Annotated in this window: 16 protein-coding genes; 15 read left to right on the forward strand and 1 reads right to left on the reverse strand. The window is 48.2% G+C overall.

Translation table 11 applies throughout. The annotated features are described in order from the left end of the window. Positions 1-480 precede the first annotated feature (480 nt). Positions 481-999: an Hcp family type VI secretion system effector gene (locus PSI23_RS14535; RefSeq protein WP_273555762.1), complete on the reverse strand. Its 519-nt coding sequence runs from the start codon at positions 997-999 to the stop codon at positions 481-483. A gap of 920 nt (positions 1,000-1,919) precedes the next feature. On the opposite strand from PSI23_RS14535, the gene tssB reads away from it, so the two are divergent. From tssB to PSI23_RS14610, 15 genes are all read left to right on the forward strand, one after another. Next, positions 1,920-2,417, forward strand: a complete 498-nt coding sequence (gene tssB / locus PSI23_RS14540) for a type VI secretion system contractile sheath small subunit (protein WP_092519771.1) — start codon at positions 1,920-1,922, stop codon at positions 2,415-2,417. A gap of 20 nt (positions 2,418-2,437) precedes the next feature. After that, entirely contained in the window at positions 2,438-3,916 is a 1,479-nt protein-coding gene (tssC, locus tag PSI23_RS14545; protein WP_273555763.1) for a type VI secretion system contractile sheath large subunit, read from the forward strand. Between the two features lie 2 nt (positions 3,917-3,918). Further along, positions 3,919-4,359 carry a type VI secretion system baseplate subunit TssE gene (gene tssE, locus PSI23_RS14550; RefSeq protein WP_092519773.1) on the forward strand — a complete coding sequence of 147 codons (441 nt, stop codon included), beginning with the start codon at positions 3,919-3,921 and terminating at the stop codon, positions 4,357-4,359. Continuing rightward, positions 4,360-6,192, forward strand: a complete 1,833-nt coding sequence (gene tssF / locus PSI23_RS14555) for a type VI secretion system baseplate subunit TssF (protein WP_273555764.1) — start codon at positions 4,360-4,362, stop codon at positions 6,190-6,192. Beyond that, positions 6,156-7,208, forward strand: coding sequence for a type VI secretion system baseplate subunit TssG (gene tssG / locus PSI23_RS14560; protein ID WP_273555765.1), 1,053 nt, complete (start codon positions 6,156-6,158; stop codon positions 7,206-7,208). The genes tssF and tssG overlap by 37 nt, the downstream gene beginning before the upstream one ends. A 5-nt stretch (positions 7,209-7,213) precedes the next feature. After that, entirely contained in the window at positions 7,214-8,509 is a 1,296-nt protein-coding gene (gene tagH / locus PSI23_RS14565; RefSeq protein ID WP_273555766.1) for a type VI secretion system-associated FHA domain protein TagH, read from the forward strand. Continuing rightward, a complete protein-coding gene (gene tssJ / locus PSI23_RS14570; RefSeq protein WP_273555767.1) occupies positions 8,493-9,047 on the forward strand; it encodes a type VI secretion system lipoprotein TssJ in 555 nt (184 codons plus the stop codon). The genes tagH and tssJ overlap by 17 nt, the downstream gene beginning before the upstream one ends. 2 nt (positions 9,048-9,049) lie before the next feature. Then, positions 9,050-10,402, forward strand: a complete 1,353-nt coding sequence (gene tssK / locus PSI23_RS14575) for a type VI secretion system baseplate subunit TssK (protein ID WP_273555768.1) — start codon at positions 9,050-9,052, stop codon at positions 10,400-10,402. Between the two features lie 2 nt (positions 10,403-10,404). After that, complete coding sequence (gene icmH / locus PSI23_RS14580) at positions 10,405-11,172, forward strand: type IVB secretion system protein IcmH/DotU (RefSeq protein ID WP_273555769.1); 768 nt, start codon at positions 10,405-10,407, stop codon at positions 11,170-11,172. Between the two features lie 9 nt (positions 11,173-11,181). Continuing rightward, a complete protein-coding gene (gene tssH / locus PSI23_RS14585) occupies positions 11,182-13,923 on the forward strand; it encodes a type VI secretion system ATPase TssH (protein WP_273555770.1) in 2,742 nt (913 codons plus the stop codon). Beyond that, positions 13,923-14,720 carry a Fis family transcriptional regulator gene (locus PSI23_RS14590; RefSeq protein WP_273555771.1) on the forward strand — a complete coding sequence of 266 codons (798 nt, stop codon included), beginning with the start codon at positions 13,923-13,925 and terminating at the stop codon, positions 14,718-14,720. Before tssH ends, PSI23_RS14590 begins: the two co-directional genes overlap by 1 nt. Then, complete coding sequence (gene vasI / locus PSI23_RS14595) at positions 14,717-15,406, forward strand: type VI secretion system-associated protein VasI (protein WP_273555772.1); 690 nt, start codon at positions 14,717-14,719, stop codon at positions 15,404-15,406. The genes PSI23_RS14590 and vasI overlap by 4 nt, the downstream gene beginning before the upstream one ends. A gap of 5 nt (positions 15,407-15,411) precedes the next feature. Next, a complete protein-coding gene (gene tssA / locus PSI23_RS14600; RefSeq protein ID WP_273555773.1) occupies positions 15,412-16,866 on the forward strand; it encodes a type VI secretion system protein TssA in 1,455 nt (484 codons plus the stop codon). Next, the gene (gene tssM / locus PSI23_RS14605; RefSeq protein WP_273555774.1) at positions 16,863-20,489 is read left to right on the forward strand and encodes a type VI secretion system membrane subunit TssM; all 3,627 of its coding nucleotides are present in this window, start codon (positions 16,863-16,865) and stop codon (positions 20,487-20,489) included. Before tssA ends, tssM begins: the two co-directional genes overlap by 4 nt. A gap of 139 nt (positions 20,490-20,628) precedes the next feature. After that, entirely contained in the window at positions 20,629-22,026 is a 1,398-nt protein-coding gene (locus PSI23_RS14610) for a VasL domain-containing protein (RefSeq protein ID WP_273555775.1), read from the forward strand. Positions 22,027-22,034 lie beyond the last annotated feature (8 nt).

Here is a 22,034-nt window from a genome sequence, read left to right on the forward strand (position 1 = left end):
TTACCTTAGTGATTTATGATTATTCATTTTAGTTATGTATTAATCCAATGTGTGGAGGTAAGTGAAATTCAATTTTGGTTTGGTCAATATTAAGCAAAATAATGAAACAGAATTAGGGATCTTGCTCTATTTTATTTTTTTATTTAAAAATTTTACTTATTGCATCTTGATGTAATGTATTGAATAGAAGGGAAGGTAAAACATAAGAAAGGCATTTTTTAATCAATTGGTTAATTGAGTATTAATCATGCATGTAATTATGAATACATTTATCTTTATTTATTATGAATAATAATTACTATATGAAAATCTGACAGCGGGAAAAAAGCAGAAAAACAAATATAAAAAAGAAAAATGGGAATTAAAGTAAATTGGCAGGAGTTTTAAGAAATATCCGATTGATTCATCCAGTATTGATTCAGCCAATGAATAATATTCATTGGCTGAAAGATTATTACTTAATACTTAATGAATAAGATATTAAGCAACAATTGGCGCACGCCAGTCGTCAGAACCAGAAGTACCAGCAGTAGTGTGTTCCCACTCAATCTTACGGTAAGAAAGAGAAACACGAATCAACTGAGTGAATTCAGATTTTGCTGGATCTTGGCAATGTGGCATTTTGCAGTCGATATCAACGATAGTTGCATCTACCAGTTTAGTAGTGAAGAAATGCTCTTGTTTACCTTCGATTGAAGTACGGTACCATTTCAATTCTACAGTAGTCAGCATCTCGCCAGAAGCCAGTGCGTTGTAAAGCAGAGGAACTGCTTTATTTAATGCAACGGTAAAGCGGAATGGCTTATGCGCACGCTGGCCAGAAGGTTGTCCTGACTGTGGATCAGTTGGAACAGTTACAATGTGGTCAAATTCTTGAACCAGCATTTCGTCTTCGTGACCTTGAACAAAGATATTACCTACGGATTCAGCAGTGAATGCGCTAGCAGTAATATTGCCCTGAGTTTTACCATTGATAGAAATATAACATGGAGTTGGCATATGAATATCCTATAAAAATTTACCAATATTTAGTGTAAGTGTTCATTCCTTGCGTGATAATTCCATTTATTCATCAAAATGAAATTTTAGCTTGCCAAACACTCGGAGCGAATAATAAAGCTGAAATTGTCTGATGCAAAGTCATTTGAAAAAAGCAACACACGCTTTAATTCAATGACAAATAAAAATTTTATAATTATTGCCGTTGTGAACGTTATGGCTGACTTTTTATAAAAAATCAGCCTCTTTAACTGGTCTAAAAATGAGCACCGATATTTATACAACCCTAATGAATTGATATATAACGTCTTTTATTTTTTTATTTACATGTTTTCTATGATCATTTAAAAAGTGTTACCTAGATCAAGAAAATGAAAATAATTTAGATTGTTGTGATACATAACTAATCAAAATAGAATAATAAATGACATTGATGCTGATTATTAATATAGATTTTGATGGTTATATTTTATTCAGAAGGAAATGAAAAATATTTATTTTTATGCAATTTATAGGTAATGGGGTTACATACTCTTACAAAGAGTAAAACCAAACTTTTCCCTACTTTGAGAGAAAAAAATATTTATAATTTGCTATGCGTTGAGATAAATAGATTAAAAGCTTGAATAGAGGACTTTATCAATTTGTGTTTTGGCTTTACATCAAAAAAATAAAATGTCAAACTCTAACTTGACGATTTTTCATATCGATGTTACTTCCTCGATTGGATAGGATATATCTGATTATTTAACTATATGTTGATATAAAACTATTCGTACCTACAAATATAGTTATCTTCTGTTGCCTATTTTTTTAGGGAGATTCACTGTATTTGTTATATGAGTAAACATTGGAATCATTCTCTCACCAATAATGGGTTGTTAGACAGTTCATGGTTGTATTAGCCAAAGGATTAAAATATGAGTAAGAATAGTCCAGGTAGCGTAGCTCCAAAAGAAAGAATTAATATTAAGTACGTCCCTAATACCGGTGACCAGACCGCAGAAGTTGAATTACCTCTGAATCTTCTAGTTGTTGGTGACTTGAAAGGCAAAAGCGAAGATACACCAATTGAAGAACGGCAAACAGTTTCTATCAATAAAAATAACTTCAATGCCGTAATGAATGAAGCGAACATCAACCTGACTTTTAACGTCCCTAATCGCCTTGATGAAAAAAGCGAAGAAGATCTGCCAGTTAATCTGGAAATAAAATCACTGAGCGATTTTTCACCAGATAATATCGCGAAGAAAGTACCTGAATTAAATAAACTTCTCGAACTTCGTGAGGCATTGGTTGCATTAAAAGGCCCATTGGGAAATATCCCGGCATTTCGTGCTCGCTTGCAGTCACTGCTGGAAGATGAATCCGTTCGTGAGCAACTCCTGAAAGAACTTGAAATCGTCAATAAAAAATAACTGGTTAAAGGAATTTTTAAATGGCTCAGCACGAAGAAAACAGCACAGCTATTGCTTCTGGCGCAACGACCTCCTTGCTTGATGAGATTATGTCTCAAGCGAGAATGACTCCGGAAAATGACGGCTACTACATTGCAAAACAAGGTGTTGCTGCGTTTATCGGTAGCATTCTGGATACTGGCTCTAACGAAGAACCAATCAACAAACTACTTGTTGATAAAATGATCGTTGAGTTAGATAAAAAGCTCAGCGAGCAGATGGATGAAATTATGCACGCTAAGCAGTTCCAGGAATTGGAATCTTCTTGGCGTTCACTGAAAATTTTGGTGGATCGCACTGATTTCCGTGAAAACATCAAAATCAACATTATTCATGCCACTAAAGATGAAATGCTGGAAGATTTTGAATTCTCCCCTGAAATTATTCAGTCCGGCTTCTACAAGCACGTTTATTCCACAGGCTACGGTCAGTTCGGTGGTGAGCCTGTTGCTGCTGTCATCGGTAACTACGCGTTCAGCAACACGACGCCTGATATTAAATTGATGCAGTATGTCAGTTCAGTAGGTGCAATGGCTCATGCGCCATTCTTGTCTTCCGTTTCACCAGAATTCTTTGGTGTTAACAGCTTTACTGACCTGCCAGCCATTAAAGATCTGAAATCTGTCTTCGAAGGCCCTTCACATACTAAATGGCGTGCGCTGCGTGAGTCTGAAGATTCACGTTACTTAGGTCTGACCGCACCACGTTTCTTGCTGCGTCTGCCTTATTCCAACGTTGAAAATCCAATCAAAAACTTCAACTATCAGGAAAATGTCAGCCGTGACCATGAACATTTCTTATGGGGCAACACTGCGTACTTGCTGGCTAGCTGCCTGACTGACAGCTTCGCTAAATATCGCTGGTGTCCAAACATCATCGGTCCACAGAGCGGTGGTGCAGTAAGCGATCTGCCGGTTCACCTGTACGAAGCAATGGGCCAGGTTCAGGCTAAGATCCCAACAGAAGTTCTGATCACTGACCGTCGTGAATTCGAACTGGCAGAAGAAGGCTTCATTACTCTGACCATGCGTAAGGGTAGCGATAACGCAGCATTCTTCTCTGCAAACTCGGTTCAGAAACCAAAAGTATTTCCAAATACCCGTGAAGGGAACATTGCAGAAACCAACTATAAGTTGGGCACGCAACTTCCATACATGTTCATCATCAACCGTCTGGCTCACTACATCAAAGTGTTGCAGCGTGAACAGATCGGCTCTTGGAAAGAGCGCCAGGATCTGGAACGCGAACTGAACATGTGGCTGAAACAGTACATTGCTGATCAGGAAAACCCACCAACTGACGTTCGTAGCCGTCGTCCTCTGCGTGCAGCTGAAATCAAGGTTCTGGATGTTGAAGGCGATCCAGGCTGGTATCAGGTTGCGATGCAGGTTCGCCCGCACTTCAAGTACATGGGTGCAAGCTTCGAACTGTCTCTGGTTGGACGTTTGGATAAGGAATAATCATGGCTGCGCTGTACAGTTGGAACAGAGGCAGCTCTGCCAGTCTGTTCGAGCGCATTCAAGGGAAGAGCTCCGGCTCTTCCCGTCAGTCAAGGATGCGTTCACTGCTTGATTCTATCAGGAAGCATTTGAATGAAGTGCTGAATTCCCGTCCCGGTGCCTGCCAAAGTGCTGTTGAATTAGGGGTCATTGATCTCAATGATGCGACCGCGACATCGGTGGATTTCAAGCAAAGTATCGAATGGGCGATTGAAGAGTGCATCAGAAATTATGAACCCAGGATATCAGCGGTTTCTGTCAGCGCCATCAATGATGACTCAGATCCGTTGCTGTTGAGCTTTCATATCAGCGCTGAAATCTCTCTGGATGATATCAACGACCTTGTGGAATTTAGCATCCAGTTGGATAACAACCGGCGCTATTGCCTGGAGCGAACTCAATAAATGTCATTTGAAAAATATTTCAGAGATGAGTTGAACTATCTGCGACAACTGGGGAAAGAAGCCGCAGTTGAGCGCCCTCATCTTGCCGCATTTCTGTCAGAACAAGGCTCTGACCCCGACGTTGAGCGTTTGCTTGAAGGTTTTGCCTTCCTGACAGGCAACCTGCGGGCAAAGATTGATGATCAGTTCCCTGAATTGACCCACGGCCTGCTCAATATGCTTTGGCCGAACTATCTGCGTCCAACCCCCAGCATGACCATCATCGAGTATACCCCCGATGAGAGCGTTGTGACGAAAGCGACACAGGTCAAGCGTGGCACACAGATTATGAGCCATACGCTGTCAACTCAAGATGATATTTATTCGAGCGAAAAATCGGGTGGCAAAAAAGACGATCATGGTCGCTGTACCTTCACGCTCTGCCGTGATGTGTGGTTGTTTCCGCTTTCTATCCGTGACATCTCCGTCAATAACAGTAATGAGACCGGGATTATCGGCCTGAATTTTGCGTCGAAAACGGAGCTGAACCTGCATGAGTTAGAACTGGGCAAACTGCGCTTTTATCTGAGTGGTGATGACTATACCACTTCCCAGCTCTATTTCTGGCTCTGTTATTACTTCAGAAAAGCAGAATTGGTGGTAGGAGATACCGTGATCCCTCTGCCAGATTTTGATTTTGTTCCCGTAGGATTTGAGCGGGAAGATGCATTACTGCCATACCCGAAAAACGCCTATATGGGGTATCGCATTTTGCAGGAATATTTCTGTTTTGCAGAAAGCTTCCTGTTCTTTGATGTGAAAGGCTTCCCAGAACTGCCTGAAGATCTCAAGACCAAAGATTTCAAACTGAATTTACATTTTTCTCAGGCACTGCCACCCGAAGCTAAGGTTCGTCATGACACTTTCCGTCTGCACTGCACACCCGCAATCAACCTGTTCCCAATGGACAGTGAAGCGATTGAACTCAATGGCAGCCAGACTGAATATCCGTTGAAAGCCAGTTACAGCTTTCCTGATAACTACGACATTTTCTCTGTCGATGGCGTAGAAAGCTGGCTGACAGGAGAAAATGGTGAACGCAGCCGTGCCCGTATTGGTGAGCGAGTTTATACCCCGTTTGAAAGTTTCAATCACCAAATTGATAACGAAGACGAACGCTCAATGCGTTATTACCGTCTTCGGGTGAAAGAGTCACCTTTCCGCAGGGGGCTGGAACATTTCATCTCATTTGTCCGGGGAGATGAATCAGATTTGCTCAGACTCAAACTGAAAGAAAATGTTTCGATCAGATTGACCTGTACCAACCGTGAATTGCCTTTAGAGCTACGCGTTGGCGACATTAATTACCCTTCAATCGGCAGCCCGTCATTTGCGACATTCCGCAATATCACGCGCCCATCAGTGCCTCTCTATCCTCTGCTGGATGGCGGTTTGCACTGGTCACTGCTGTCAAATATGTCGCTTAACTATATGTCATTACTGGATAGGGACGCGCTGAAACAGGTGCTGCGTACCTACGATTTCCCAAGTATTCATAACCGACAGTCCAAGCGTTCATCGCAGAAACGGCTTGATGCCATTGAGAAGATTGAAACAGAACCGACAGATCGTCTGTTCCGTGGGCAACCTGTACGTGGGTTGCGCTCAACACTGTATATCCGGCAACAGGCATTCAGCTCGGAAGGCGAGCTTTATCTGTTCAGTACGGTTCTGTCACGGTTTTTCTCACTGTATGCCAGCGTCAATGCTTTTCATATGTTGAAGGTAATCAATTTAGATAATCAGGAATGTTATGAATGGCCGGTACAGATAGGTCAACACTCGTTGATGTAACCATTGAGCAGGACCCTGCCACATCGTTGGCATTGGACATCTCACAGTACAACTTTTACCAGTTGGTTGAGCTACTTAACCAGCTGGCGGTAGCGTGGGATAAAACAGGGGAGACAGATCGTCCCGATCTGGAATCTATCCGTTTCCGTTCCAGTGCCAGTCTGGCATTTCCGACTCGTGATGTCATCTCGCTTGCGCAATCTAAAAAGGGGTACTTCGAACTGGAAGTTTCCTTTATGGGGTTGCACGGAAGCCAGTCTCCGATGCCGGGCTATTATCTCGATTCTCTGGCATGGGAAGATGCTCAAGGGGAAAACCGCCTGACGGATTTTCTCAACCTTTTTAACCATCGTTTAATTACGCTCCTGCATCAGATTTGGCGGAAATACCGCTATTACATCTGTTTCAAGAAAGGTGGGGAAGATAATTTTTCCCAGCGTATGTTCTCTCTCGTTGGGCTGGGCAGTGATGTCAACCGCCGGATGCTGAACATCAATCACAGCAAAATGCTGGCGTATGCCGGATTGCTGGCAAGCCCCGGGCGCTCACCAGAAGTGATATGCAGCCTTGTTTCCCACTGTTTTGATTTGCAGGACGTTACGCTGCTCGGTTGGCAATTCAGGAAAGTCACCATTCCGGTGGATCAGCAGAATCGGCTGGGGGGAACCAATAAAGGCCAAAAAATCGGTGATACCGAGCTGTCCGTATTGGGACAAAACTTCACCATCGGCTCTTGGGTTGGGGATTATAGCGGGAAATTTCTACTCAGTATCAACGACCTGACCCGCGATCGGTTTCTCTCATTCCTGCCTGATGGCAAGAACTATCTCCCGTTGGTGATGTTCATTTCTTTTGTCATGCGCAGCCAGTTCGCTTGGGAGCTGCGCCTTGGTCTGGCTGAGAATCAGGTCAGCGGCATGGTATTGGGGGCGAAGCAGAATAACCATCTGGGGTGGACCAGTTTTCTCGGCGAACCGGAAAAGAAACCCTTTGTCACAATTTCAGTTATGGAATAACGACTATGGAAAAACATCAACCAATCCTTTCATTGCGGGTTCTTAACAGTGAACAGCTAGAAAGTGGTAAAGCCGCCAATTGCCAGTTCTCGACACAGGGCGGTACGGTCGGTAGCAGTGAAAGCCATCTTTGGTCTGTACAGGATCAGCAGGGCAATATCCACCCGTCACAATTCAGCATTAAGTGGCAGGATGGGGCATTTTGTCTGCAAGTACTTGCTGAACCAGTGCAGGTCAATAATGCAATGTTGACGCCTGAGTCGAGTTTGATCCTGTTACAGCAAGGCGATCAAATCAAGGTCGGCAATTTGTCGATCAAAAGTCACATCAGTCTTTCTGAGACAGATCGCGTTGATCCTTCAACGGTATCACCTGAATCGCTGGTTTCCAGCTACAGCAATCCGCTGGATGCCATGATGGAAGGCGCACCCGCACAAAAATCTGTATTTGCTCACGATGAAAGCATTGCTCCGACGGTTATGCACCGTTTCAGTGATGATCCACTGCGGGTACTTGATAGCGAGAGCCTGACCACATTGAAACCTCAGGTTGAGGCTGATGATACGGAACAACTTTTGCCACCGGATCATTACCAATCCCCCCCATTTGCTAACCCTATTTCTGATAACCGAGGCAGTGTTATGGATCAGGAGTTCCTTGATTTACCGGATATCGATTCCGATAGGCAGTACGAAAATATGGATGTTGACCATGTAGCCATTACTCCTCTTATGCGTGGGCTGGAAGCTCGCTTGCCTCTGCAAGACAGCCAGCAGGCGAATGATTTTCTGCAAGAGATGGGCAAAACCATGAAAGCCGCCATTGCAGGGCTATTGGCTCTTCAGCGTGAACAACATGGATTGCGTGATAAACAACTTCGTCCTATCGAAGATAACCCGCTGCGCCTGAACATGGATTATGACACGACCATGCAGGTGATGTTCTCTGATCAGAAAAGCCCGGTTCATCTCTCCGCTCCGGCAGCGGTAGCGGAAAGCCTGCAAAACCTGCAATTGCACTATCAGGCCAACCGGGTTGCCATTTCTGCCGCACTGGACACCATGCTGGAAGCCTTTTCCCCAGAACAATTGCTCCGGCGTTTCTCACATTATCGTCGTAGCAACGAAGTCAGGAATAAAGATTCATCCTGGGCCTGGGAAATGTATACCAACTATTACCGTGAATTAGCGTCCAGCCGCCAGCAAGGATTTGAAAAGCTATTCCGCGAGGTATATGAACAGGCCTATGACCGCGCATTACGTCAGGGCTTGGAGGAATCCGGCAATGACACATTCCGCTAGTCGCCGTATATGGGCTGTAGGGATTTTATTGCTGTCAGTGATGTTGCTGAACGGCTGTAGCAGTGCATGGAACGCAACAAAAAAAGTAGGTCAGGTCATCTGGGATCCTTCCACACCGGTAGGTACACCCGATGAGCAGGCTTCTGTTGCCAACATTACATTGCTGGCCGAATCCGACATCAACCCCAATGAAAGTGGTGAAGCGGTCCCTGTTGAAATGAATTTGGTTTATCTCAGTGAAGATTCACGTTTTCTGGCTGCCGACTATGACCAACTTGAAAGCGACAAACTCGAAAAGGCACTGGGGAAAAACTACATCGATCATCAGGATTACACCCTGTTGCCGGGGCAATATAAGCCTCTGGAAGCAATCACATTGGAAAAGAAAAACCGTTACATCGGTGTCATCGTTCACTATGCAGATGCTAATCAATCTGAATGGAAAAAGATCATCCGAGTCAAAGACATCGGCCGCCATTATCACATCTTGGTGCATGTCAGAAACAACGACGTCGAACTTAGAAAAGAGGAGGAGTAATCATGCCAGGTAAAAATCGGGTGATTTGGCACGAAGGGTTATTCATCAAACCACAACATTTTCAGCAACAACAAAAACACATAGATTATCTGGCACATAGCCTTGTTTCAGTATTGACACCTTATGCTCATGGTTTCAGCTCCCTGAGCATCAATGATGATTTGCTCAAACTGGGGCGTATCGGGATTACCGAAGCCAGCGGCATCATGCCTGATGGCACCATTTTTTCTGCGCCCAGCCAGGATTTGCTGCCAAAACCGTTGGATATCGAAAATATCAATGACCTGAAAAGCAAGGATATTTATCTGGCGTTGCCAATGTCCAGCGATACCATTCGGGAAATTGCTGATCGGGATGCAGAAACCCAAAGTGCGGTGCGTTATCGGGAACTTCCTGCTGATGTCCGTGACCTCCACACCAAAGGTGGTGATGCCTTTGCCCTTAACCTTGCCCAACTGACGCCAGTTCTGATGCAAGGCTCCGAGGACATGAGTGCTTACACCGCCATTCCGCTGTGCCGCATCAAAGAAAAGCAAAAAGATGGCACTATCATTCTGGATAACGAATTTATCCCGACGTGTTTGTCGATCTTCGTGGCCGACAAACTCAAGCGTTTCATGGTGGAAATAGATGGCCTGCTGACCGAGCGTTCAAGAACATTGGCTAAACGCATCGGTTCACCGGGTCAGCAAGGGGTGGCAGATGTCGCAGAATTTATGATGCTGCAATTGCTCAACCGCGTTCAGCCGTTGTTCAACCATTATGCAAAACAAACCGTTCTGCACCCACTGTATTTATATACCGAGCTACTCCAGACTTGTGGTGAGTTGAGAACGTTCACCGATGCAAGCCGCCTGCCAGGGAATGTCTTGGCGTATGACCACAATAACCTGACAGATACCTTCCAGGATGCGATGCACGCAATTCGTGATGCGTTGAACGTCGTTCTGACCCCGCGTGCAACTTCGATTGCACTGAAACTGAACGAAGGTGGTATTCGTGTGGCAACGCTCCACGACAACGATCTGCTGCGCAAAGCCGAATTCGTACTGGCAATCAGCGCCAGCACACCGCAGGAACAGCTGCGTCGTCAGTTCGTCCAGCAAACCAAAGTTACCTCGATGGAAAGAATCCGCGATCTGGTCAGCGTTCAGTTGCCGGGCGTGCCACTGATTGCATTGTCCGCAGCACCTCGCCAATTGCCGTACCACTCTGGATATACCTACTTCCGTCTGGATCAGAAGAGTCCGGCATGGAAAGAAATCCAGCAAGGAAATTCCATCGCGTTCCACGTATCAGGGGATTTCCCTGACTTAGATATGCAGCTCTGGGCTATCAGGGGTGGTAAGGAATAATCATGAGTGATATCAATGTTGACAGTCTGTCGCTGGAAAAATCTGAAACGCTGAAAGCATTTCAGCGTCAGTACCAGCTACCGTTGCGTGGTGAAAGTCTCAACCCAATGATCGATGCCGCCACCCCCTTGCTGGGGATGGTTTTGCGTTTACAGGACATGAATGATCAGGCACTGCCGGACAAGCTTTACCAACAAGTTGTCACTGATATTCGAGCCATTGAGCAGTACCTGCAAACCAAAGGTTATGAGCCGGGCGCGATTGTTTCATTCCGTTACGTACTGTGCACCTTCATTGATGAAACCGCGTTGGGGCACGGCTGGAACAGTCAGAATGGCTGGTTGAAGCAATCACTGTTGGTGCACTTCCACAATGAAACCTGGGGAGGTGAGAAAGTCTTCGTATTGCTTGAACGTTTGATGGGAGAGTCCCAGCGCTATCAGCACCTGCTGGAATTTATTTACCTCTGCCTCTGTCTGGGATATCGCGGACGCTACAAAGTCAGCGCCCAGAAAAGCGATGACTTTGAGCGCCTGTTCCGTCGCCTACAGCAACAGCTTCACTCACTGCGCGGAGATGCTCCGCCGACCACGTTGTATGTCAACATCAACGAAAGTGATGCGCGTTATCGCCTGAGCAGACGATGGACGATCAAACACCTGTTCGCTATCAGCGTGGGCTTGATTGTGGCTATTTACAGCTTTTATGCCATTCGCCTCGGTGATCAGAGCCAAGACATATTAAAGCAGCTAAGTAACTTATTAAGATAGGAAGTCGCCATGATCCAGATTGATCTGCCTACCCTTGTAAATCGTTTAAACCCGATGACCCGCCATGCACTGGAAGCGGTGGCGGCATCTTGCGTCAGTCAGCAACAACCTGAAATCACCGTTGCGCAGCTACTGCTTCAAATGATCGATACGCCACTCAGTGATATGCGACTGATCCTAAATAAAGTAGACATTGATAAAGATCTGCTGAAAGAACAACTCGATCAGGTAATGATGCACCATCAATCGATTGTGCAGACTTACCCGAATTTTTCCCCGATGCTGGTGGAATGGTTACAGGATAGCTGGCTACTGGCTTCCACAGAGATGCAGCACAGCGAATTGCGCAGTGGCGTTATGCTGATTACGTTGCTGTTCAGTCCGCTGCGTTATCTGGCACCACAAACCGCGCGTCTGTTGGCAGGTATCAACCGAGAATTATTGCGTCAGAATTTTGCGGAATGGACAAATGGCTCGGCAGAGCAGCCTTTTGCTGTCAGCGATAAAGATGGGCAGAGCGTACATCCAGCAAACAGCGATAGCCTGCTGGCACGCTTTACCCAGAACATGACCGAGCAGGCGCGTCAGGGCAAACTTGATCCGGTTTTGTGTCGCGATAATGAAATCGATCTGATGATCGATATTCTTTGTCGTCGCCGCAAAAACAATCCAATCGTCGTTGGTGAAGCAGGTGTGGGTAAAAGTGCCCTGATTGAAGGTCTGGCACTGCGCATTATTAACAATCGTGTACCGGATAAATTGCGCAACAGCGAACTGATGACACTGGATCTGGGGGCATTGCAGGCAGGGGCAGCGGTTAAAGGTGAATTTGAAAAACGTTTCAAAGGCATCATGGCGGAAATCAGCCAATCCCCAAAACCAATCATCCTGTTTATTGATGAAGCCCATACCCTGATCGGTGCAGGCAACCAGGCAGGTGGTCTGGATATCTCCAACCTGCTTAAACCCGCTCTGGCTCGTGGCGAACTAAAAACCATCGCAGCCACCACATGGAGCGAGTACAAAAAGTATTTCGAAAAAGATGCTGCGCTCTCCCGCCGTTTCCAACTGGTGAAAGTCTCTGAGCCGACAGCGGATGAAGCAACAGTCATCATGCGTGGCTTGCGTGCCATTTATGAGCAGGCGCATGGCGTACTGATTGATGATGAAGCACTGAAAGCTTCTGCGGTATTGAGTGACCGTTATCTTTCTGGCCGCCAATTGCCGGACAAAGCCATTGACGTACTGGATACCGCCTGTGCTCGTGTTGCTATTAACCTGACTTCACCCCCGCGCCAAATTTCCTCGTTGACGACCGAATTGCACCAGATGCAAATGGAAATCGACGTGCTGAAAAGAGAGCAACGCATGGGGCTGAACGTTCATGCTGAGCGATTGGATGAATTGCAGAACCAGCAGACCGAAGTTCAGGAACAGCTCACCGTGTTGGAAAGTAGCTGGCAACAACAGCAGGAGTTGGTGAAACAAATCATCGAACTGCGTAGCCAATTGCTGGCTGATGATGCCCCAGTTGAAACAGAATCCGAAACTGCTGAAAAAGTGGTAGAGGAGATCGTGGAAGAAAAGCCTGAACAGGCGGCTGAAAATGCTGAAGAAAATGAAACCATTGAGCAAGCTGAATCTACAGTCAATGGCGAACGATCTTTGGAAGAGCAATCTTTGATCGAAAAGCTGGCAGATCTCAATGCACAGTTAGCAGAACTACAGCAGAAGCAAACACTGGTTTCCCCGCACGTGGACAAAACCCAGATTGCAGCGGTAATTGCCGAGTGGACTGGCGTGCCATTGAACCGCTTATCACAAAGTGAACTGTCCATCGTTACTGAATTGCCTACCCACTTGGGACAGAGCATCAAAGGGCAGGAAATGGCGATCCAGTGCTTACACAAACACTTACTGACCGCTCGTGCCGATTTGCGTCGTCCGGGACGTCCTCTTGGTGCATTCCTGTTGGTAGGGCCAAGTGGCGTCGGTAAAACCGAAACCGTCCTGCAAATTGCGGAACTCATGTTTGGCGGTCGTCAATACCTTACCACCATTAACATGTCTGAGTTTCAGGAGAAACACACGGTTTCCCGCCTGATTGGTTCACCTCCGGGCTATGTGGGATACGGCGAGGGCGGTGTACTGACCGAAGCCATTCGTCAGAAGTCATACTCTGTCGTCTTGTTGGATGAAGTGGAAAAAGCGCACCCTGACGTACTGAACCTGTTCTATCAGGCTTTCGACAAAGGGGAACTGGCGGATGGAGAAGGGCGCATCATCGACTGTAAAAACGTCGTGTTCTTCCTGACTTCAAACTTGGGCTATCAAACCATCGTAGACAATGCCGGGCAGCCAGAGCAGATCAACGACTTGCTGTATCCAGAACTGGCGGCATTCTTCAAGCCGGCACTGTTGGCGCGTATGGAAGTGATCCCTTACCTGCCGCTGGGCCATGAAACGCTGAAAACCATCATTCAGGGCAAACTGGCGCGACTGGATACCCTGCTGACTCAGCGTTTCAATGCAGAAGTCACCATCAGTGATGGAGTATCCGAAGAGATCCTGCAACGCGCTACCCGTGCGGAAAATGGCGCCCGTATGTTGGAATCCATCATTGATGGTGCACTGTTACCACCAGTTTCATTATTGCTGTTGCAGAAAATGGCTGCGGGTACACCAATCAAAGCTATTCGCTTAACTGTAGCTGAACATGAATTCCATGCAGAGGTTGAGGAGGCAGAATAATGAAACAGCGGCTGAAAAGCGCGTTAGCGTTATTGGAAGATGACACTATAGGACAACTGGTTGACCATTTTTTGCAGGTCAGCCATAGCTCGCGTTTTGATGCCCTGTTAGTTTTCCTGCTTAACATCAATGAAAACAGGCTGGAATGCTACAACTTGCCGGAGCCTCAGCAAACCAATTCGCGCCGATTGCAAGTGGACATTGATGACGTCAATAACCCATTGATACAGGTATTACGCAAGGGAACCCCAATTGTTTGGGATTCCCTTAATCACGGGGCACGCATTGACGATCCACATTTCCGCTCGTTCATTGCAGAGCTGCCGCATAACTGTGGGTTATACGGCACGCCTCTGTTTGACTGCAATGGGCAGGCTTGCGGTGTCATCGCCATCTTTGCCGAAAATGTCTTCCCTTTCACCAACAATGAAAACATGTTCGGCATTTATTGCCATGTTATGCAGCATCGCCTGAAAAAATTGCAGGAACTCGAACAACTGCGCGGACAGTTACGCCAAATCCGTCAGGTATTTCAGGTTCAACGCCAAAAAGAAAAACAATTGGATGAACTGCTTGCTTCCCTGAGTGAATCGAAAAACCCGGCGGCGGTCAGCAGTATCTCCGTGGATTACAGTCATATCGATAATCTGCCAAAGGCCATAGAAGAATTTGAAAGCGCCGTGTTGATTCAACGTCAGCGTCAGTTTGGCAACGACACCAGATTGATCGCACAAAGTTTGGGAATTCCCCAGAGGACGTTGGTTTACAAACTGGCTAAATACGGGTGTAGATTATGAATATTGTTTTAATTATCAGTTCATTGCTCGCTTCATTGACAGGGAACCTCAAGCTTACAGAGATGGTAAAACCAACGGAAATGGTAAACACAACGGAAGCAGCCGCGGTAGTAAAGGAAGAGCAAAATTTAGATGAATTGCATAAATGCCGCTTTGAGCCGTCTCCTCTTATTCGGCTGGCATGCTATGACAGGGCGTTGAATAACCTTCAGTTCAAAACTGTACAAATTCCTATCGAAAATATGGGGCCTTCATGGCGGAAAGCGATGGAACAGGAGATGAAACGCACCGATTACTCCACCAGCTTTATGATGACGCAGGGAGAGAACGGCGCAGCACCGATTATTCTGACCACGCCCGCAATTGGGGTTCCTCCCCCACGTCCTGTATTAATGCTGAGTTGCATTGACAGTATCACCCGCTTGCAGGTGGCACTGCCTAAGCCCGTGGAATCAGGGGTAGTTACCGTGGCAACAGACAGAACCGAGTATCGTACTGAATGGTTCGTACGGGAACATGGTTACTTATGGGAATCCAGCCGTGGCTTACCGGGCATTGAGGAAATCAAGCGCCTGATGGACAGCGACCGGATGAGCATTACCGGCAGTAATGGTAGTCAAGTAACCTTTAACATTTCTCAGTTGGAACAGGCAGCGAAGCCATTACGCTCTGCCTGTCGTTGGTAATCGACATGGACATCAGAACACAATTCGATTGGTTCGGCTCTCTGCTGGCCCCCCTGTCTGATGAACAGATCGGCAAAGGGCTGGGAGACAATGAACCTGCATGGGAATACATTGACAGCGAGATGATCAAATTTGGCTCACTGTCGCATGGCTCGCTGGATGTTGAAGAGATCCAGCGGCAGGCCTTGCAACTGCTGAGTGAAAAGAGCAAGGACTTCCGGCTGATGGTGCATTTGTTACGTACATTGCAACATGCCAGCAATTCTGCTGAGTTGATCCTTGCCATGGAACTACTGACCGAATATGTCAAAAATTACTGGGAAAAGGCCTGGCCAACCAAGCCACAGTTAAAGCGTCGACTGGCACAGCAAGTACTCAAGCGTTTTGAATCATCCCAAGGCAGTTTTACTGAACAGGCGAGCAAAAGTGAACGGGATGATGCACAAGGCGCATTTGCACATCTCGCCCAATGCTGGCATGCCAATGAACCTGATCTTGCCAAAGAAGTTGACCAACTGCGCATTCGTTATAACCGTCAGCCAAAAGCTGTGTCCGTGGAGACAAAACCTGCTCCAGTCGCGGCATCAGCATCCACAGCCGAATCTCTGACGCAAGTGCCCCAGAACTATGAAGCTGTGCCAATGCCAGAAGTAGACGTCAACAGCTCGAGCGAAAAAGCATGGAAACAGACCCTGATGACCGTCGCGGATTTGCTGTGTGAACGGCATCCCGAATCGTCAGTGGGGTATTCTCTGCGCCGCCACGCGGTATGGCACACCATCACCACGGCACCGATGGCGAACGCAACAGGTAAAACCCCGTTAGCACCAACTTCCGCAGATCGCACTGCTGACTATTTGGCAAGATTGCCGATGGCAGACAACAAATTGCTCCAACAAATCGAGCAAAGCCTGACGTTTGCCCCTTACTGGCTGGATGGTCATGCCATCGCAGCTCAAGCGGCATTGCAATTGGGTTACGTAAACGTCTCGTTGGCCATTCGCGACGAACTGAATGCTTTTCTGGAACGATTGCCCGTACTGAAAACCTTAAGTTTTTCTGACATGAGTCCGTTTATTTCTCCTGAAACTCTCGACTGGCTCGCACCTGAACCAGTGGCAACGGGCAATGGTTCCGTTTCTGCTGATCAGGAGGTTATCTGGCAATGTTTCCAGCAACAAGGATTGGAAGCAGCCCTGAAAATGCTGGAAGAACATCAGCAACAGTTAACTGAGCCACGGGATCAATTCTATGGCCAACTGCTCAATGCTCAATTGCTTGCAGAAGCTGGCATGACAGCGCTGGCTCAACAGCATTACCGGAATTTGTTACACACGGGGCAACACATGCAACTTACTCAATGGGAGCCGGGCCTATTGGCTTTATTGGCTGAAAAATTAGCTGAAAAACTCCCTTCTCCTTCTAAGGATACGGCTTCAAACAGGAGCGTTAACCCATGAAATGGCCCTCTTTGTCATCTTTGGCACCATTGAAATCAGCCTTGCCGGCGCTGGCGAAGTTTAAGTCCCTGCCACGCCTCAAGGCATTGATGACTCTGATTCTGGCGCTTATCCCCTGCTTGCTCTTGATTGCAATCTGGTGGTGGGGGCCAGAATGGAAACTCCGCAGCGACTATCCGCTGGAGAGCCTCGCGGCACGCTGGTTGGCAACCGCCATCATCATCATGGTGGTGTTGTTCTGGATCGGCATGAAAGCGTGGCGTCGCTTGCGGACACTGGAAAAACTTAACCTTGACGTTGAACTGAAAGTGGTTGATCCGGTACGGGTAGATATTGAACATCAAGATCGCTACCTCGACCACTGGAAATCCCAGCTGCAACGCCATCTGGACACCTATAATTACCTGTATGATCGTCCGTGGTACATGGTCATTGGTAGCCAGAAAAGCGGTAAAACCTCACTGATAAAGGAAGGTTATAAACTATCCGAGATCGCGGCACCGGAATATTTGCGTCAGGACGGAGAATTGCCCCTGATGCTGCGTTGCTGGTTGGGGGAAAAAGCGGTCATTATCGATCCGAAAGGTCAGTTGATTGACCAGCCAGTCCCGCTTAACAGCGATAAACCACAAATCAACAGCCGTCTGTGGGAATCGTTGCTGAACTGGCTGACTGAAAACCGCCAGCGCCAGCCACTCAACGGGATTATTCTGACCGTGGATACCCTGCGCCTGCTGACCGATAATCGCGAACAACGCGAACGTTACGTGAGGGAGATCCACCAGCGCCTGCAAGACATTCGCCTGACCTTCCACAGTCAGTTGCCGCTCTATCTGGTGATGACCAAAATCGACCTGCTGCACGGCTTTGAGGCGATGTACCAGTCACTGGATCGCAAACTGCGTGACCAAATTTTGGGTGTGACATTCAGTCTCAATAACCGCGATGAGAAAGCGTGGCACAGTGAACTGGAGCAGTTCTGGAAACAGTGGATGAACAACCTGAATACCGCGATGCCGGACATGATGCTGAACAATGTGGATGCCAACCAGCGCAGCGCCCTGTTTAGTTTCACCCGTCAGGTTCAGGGCTTGTACAGCTACATTGTCCAGATGCTGGAAGATATTCTGTATAACGACGAACATCAACGTTCGACCCTGCGTGGCGTTTATTTGACGTCGGCGCATCAGGTGGGACAGATGGATGACCTGTTCACCCAATCGGCTTCGGCTCAGTACCACTTGGGTTCTCAGGCGTTCCCAACCTGGCCGGCGGGCGACACCCTACCGTACTTCACCCACTCCCTGTTTGAAAATGTCTTGCTGGCAGAGCCGAATCTGGCGGCTGAAAACCGGATCTGGTTGAGCCGGAACCGCCGCCAGTTGTATACCTTCTCCACCATCAGTGCGTTGGTCATCGTGGCGATGTGGGGCGGCTGGCATTATTTCTACCAGAAAAACTATCGGGCGGGTGAGGAAGTATTAGCACAGGTGAAAAACTTCCTGTCTGTCCCACCACCGAAAGGTGATGACCACTATGGCAATCTCCAGCTGCCACTGATGAACCCGATCCGTGATGCGACATTGGCTTACGGTAACTATCACGAGAACAAATCCTTCCTGACGGATATGGCACTGTACCAAGGCGATCGCGTCGGGCCGTATGTGGCAAAGACCTACCTGAAATTGCTGGAACAGCGTTTCCTGCCGTCCCTGATGCAGGGGTTGCTGGATGACCTGAATCAGGCAGCGGTGGGCAGTGAGGAAAAACTCGAGATCCTGCGTGTGATGCGCATGATGGAAGATAAAAGCAAGCGTAACAACGGGCTGGTAGCACAGTATATGCGTGAGCGTTGGAGCAAGGAGTTCATGGGTCAGCGTGGTGTACAGGATGCGTTACTGACCCATCTGGATTACGCCCTGGATAGTACCGACTGGAAAGCAAAACGTGATAAAGGCGAACAGGATGCCATCGATCGCTTCGCACCGTTTGTTAAGCCAATCCATCAAGCCCAGCAGGAGCTGAAAACACTTTCCGTCAAGCAGCGGGTATACCAGAACCTACGTATCAAAGCACAGGATGCGTTGGCAGCACCGATCAATCTGCGTGATCAGATTGGTCCAAGCTTTGACAGCGTGTTTGTTGTCAGCAACGAAAAACGGCTGGTTATTCCACAGTTCCTGACCCGTCACGGCTTGATGGATTACTTTGTCCGGCAAGGCGAGCAGTTGGTGGAACTAACCGCGATGGACAGTTGGGTATTGAATATAGAACAGAGTAACAAAGAGAAGTACAGCGAGGCAGGGGCGTCACAGAATAACGACAAGAACAAGAGTCACGACGATTATAGTCAAGCAGATCAGAATATGATCAAGGATGAAATCACCGAACTGTACCAAGCAGAATACACCGCAACATGGCGGGCGGCGATGAACAACCTCGAAGTGCGTGACTTTGATGATCTGCCGCAGGCTATCAGTGCCATCGAACAGGTGATTAGTGGGGAGCAACCTATCAAGCGAGCGCTGCAAATCCTGAGTGATAACACTAATCCGCCGATGATAAACAATTCGCTGAGCAGCAAGGAAAAAGGGCTGTTGCTGGATAAAGAAGACTACAAATTGTTGAACAGGATCAGCCATGGCTTTGCCGCGGAAACCGGCGTACTGATTGAACATGGTGACAAAGGCAGCACGCTGCAAAGCGTCTACCAGAAACTGATGGCGTTGCACCGTTACCTGCTGGCGATCCAGAACTCGCCTGTACCGGGTAAGGCCGCACTGCAAGCAGTACAGATGCGTCTGGACAAGAATAACAGTGATGCCATTTTTGAAGTACAGCAGATGGCGAAAAACCTGCCAGAGCCACTGAACCGTTGGATTGGTGATTTGGCTGAGCAGGCATGGCGCGTTGTGATGATGGAAGCCGTGCGTTCACTGGAAGTGGAATGGCAAGACACCGTAGTCAAACAGTACAAGACCTATCTGGCGGGTCGCTATCCATTCAACCCCAATGCCCGCGAAGAAGTGCCATTGAGCGAATTTGACCGCTTCTTCCGGCCGGGTGGGACACTGGATGCCTTCTATCAACAGAGCCTGAAACCGTTTGTAGCAAATAACCTGACCATAGGCACTGACGGTAAGATGCTGATCCGTCCGGACGTGATGAAACAGTTGGAAGTGGCAAACCGCATTCGCACTACCTTCTTTACACCACAAAACGGCCTCGGTGCCCAGTTCGCCATCGAACCGATGAGCCTGACCGGCAATAAACGCCGTGCCTTGCTGAACCTTGACGGTCAGCTGGTGGATTACTCCCACGGGCGCAGCAATATAGCGCGTCTGATCTGGCCAAACTCAATGCGTACAGGCACAGAAAGCAAACTGACCTTGATGCCGGCGAAAAGCAACCAGGCACCGCGTTCCACCAGCTTTAGCGGCCCATGGGCACAGTTGCGGCTGATTAACAGCGGCAAACTGACCAACGTCCAGCCGGGCTTCTTTGACGTACGTTTCAGTGTCGATGGCGGTGAGGTGACCTACCGCATCTATATGGATGAATCGGACAATCCATTTGCGGGCGGACTGTTCAGCCAGTTCAAACTGCCGGACACCCTTTATTGAACAGAACATGAAGACCTTCTATTGAAGGAAAGCTATTGAAGGGAAGTACCTCCAATTGAGGAGAAGGTAGCAGGTCAATCTTGAAAACAAACCACCCCCTGCCTTCGGGCGGGGTTTTTTTTAAGGAGAAAAACCAGATATGAGCGGGCACCCTGAAAATCTTATCATCCGGGCGGGCGGCAGTCCGCTGAATCTGCCGGAATTTGCCGTTATCCGCGATGAAATCAACAAAACCAGCCATCCAGCGCAACCGGAAGTGAACTGGCCGCTGGTGGAATCCCTGTCCCTGACGATATTCAAAACCAATGGCGTCGATTTACAGACAGCGATTTACTACACATTGGCGCGGATGCAACTGAACGGACTGGCAGGGTTCACTGAGGGTTGTGAACTGCTGGCGGGGGTTATCGTCAGTGAATGGGATGCCCTGTGGCCGCCCCAGCCGCAAGTGCGTACTGACTTGCTGGAATGGTTTCATTCCCGCACCGGCAGTGTGTTGCGTCAACAGGATTTTGCCGCCAGCGACCTGCGGATGATTTACCGTGCCGAACGGGCACTCCAGCTGATTATCGACCGGTTGCAGCAATCCGACCTGAAGCGCCTGCCGCGCGTGGAAAATCTGTTGTGGTTCTTCCAGAACGCAGCGAAAAAACTGGAAAAACCACGACAGGCCGCCAAACCGGCATCGCAGCCGGTGCAGATGCCGCCACTGGTTTATCTCTCCCAGTCGGAAGCAGAGTCGGAAATGCCTCCTCCTCCGCCACCGCGTCATGATCCTCAACCAGCGGCCGATAATAACCAACAGAGGGTAAGAGTACAGTTTCCCGAACAGCCGCCGAAGGGGTTAAGTGCGTGGCAGGGCTTTGGCCTCGGCGTCCTGTTGGGTGGGTTGGTGTTGGTAGGGAGCTGGCTGCTATTCTACAAGCCGTTGCAACAACAACTTAATGCCATCACCGACCAATCGGCTGGAGCCCGGCTGGCGTGGCTGTACCAGCCCGAACTGGCACGCTATCAGAATCAGTTGGATCGGTTGGCGGAAACCTCGCCACTCGCGACATGGGAAACCGCCCGCACGGTGACCGGAACGGCGAAGCAACTTTGGCCCACGTCACCGGACCAGCGGAATATCACCCGTCAGTGGGAGCAGGAGATGAGCGCCCGTATTGACAGCGTACCCTTAAAAGGCAGCTGGAATGCGACCCGCGACCAACTTCAGCAACTGGCGGACAAAATTCTGTTGCAGGAGCGTACCCGTGGCAGCTTCACGCTGTCCTACCTGAAAACAGCCATCTATGACATCCAGCGCAGCCACGGCAGTGAAGTGCCACTGGAAGAACTGCTGCGCCAGCTGGGCGTCTATGCAGCAAAAGGGGACACGGCGCCTCCGGTGCTGCTGAAAAGCATTGATGAGCGCTTTAATGCCCTGCTCGGCCGTTATGACCGGCTGCGGCAAGCGACAGAAAACCAGAGCAAAAACGAGACCGAACGCCAGGCCAAAGATCATCAACAAACCGTCACCCTTGACGGTGGGCATTAATCAGGGAG

This window comes from Xenorhabdus yunnanensis (assembly GCF_028598805.1).
Lineage (GTDB): Bacteria > Pseudomonadota > Gammaproteobacteria > Enterobacterales > Enterobacteriaceae > Xenorhabdus > Xenorhabdus yunnanensis.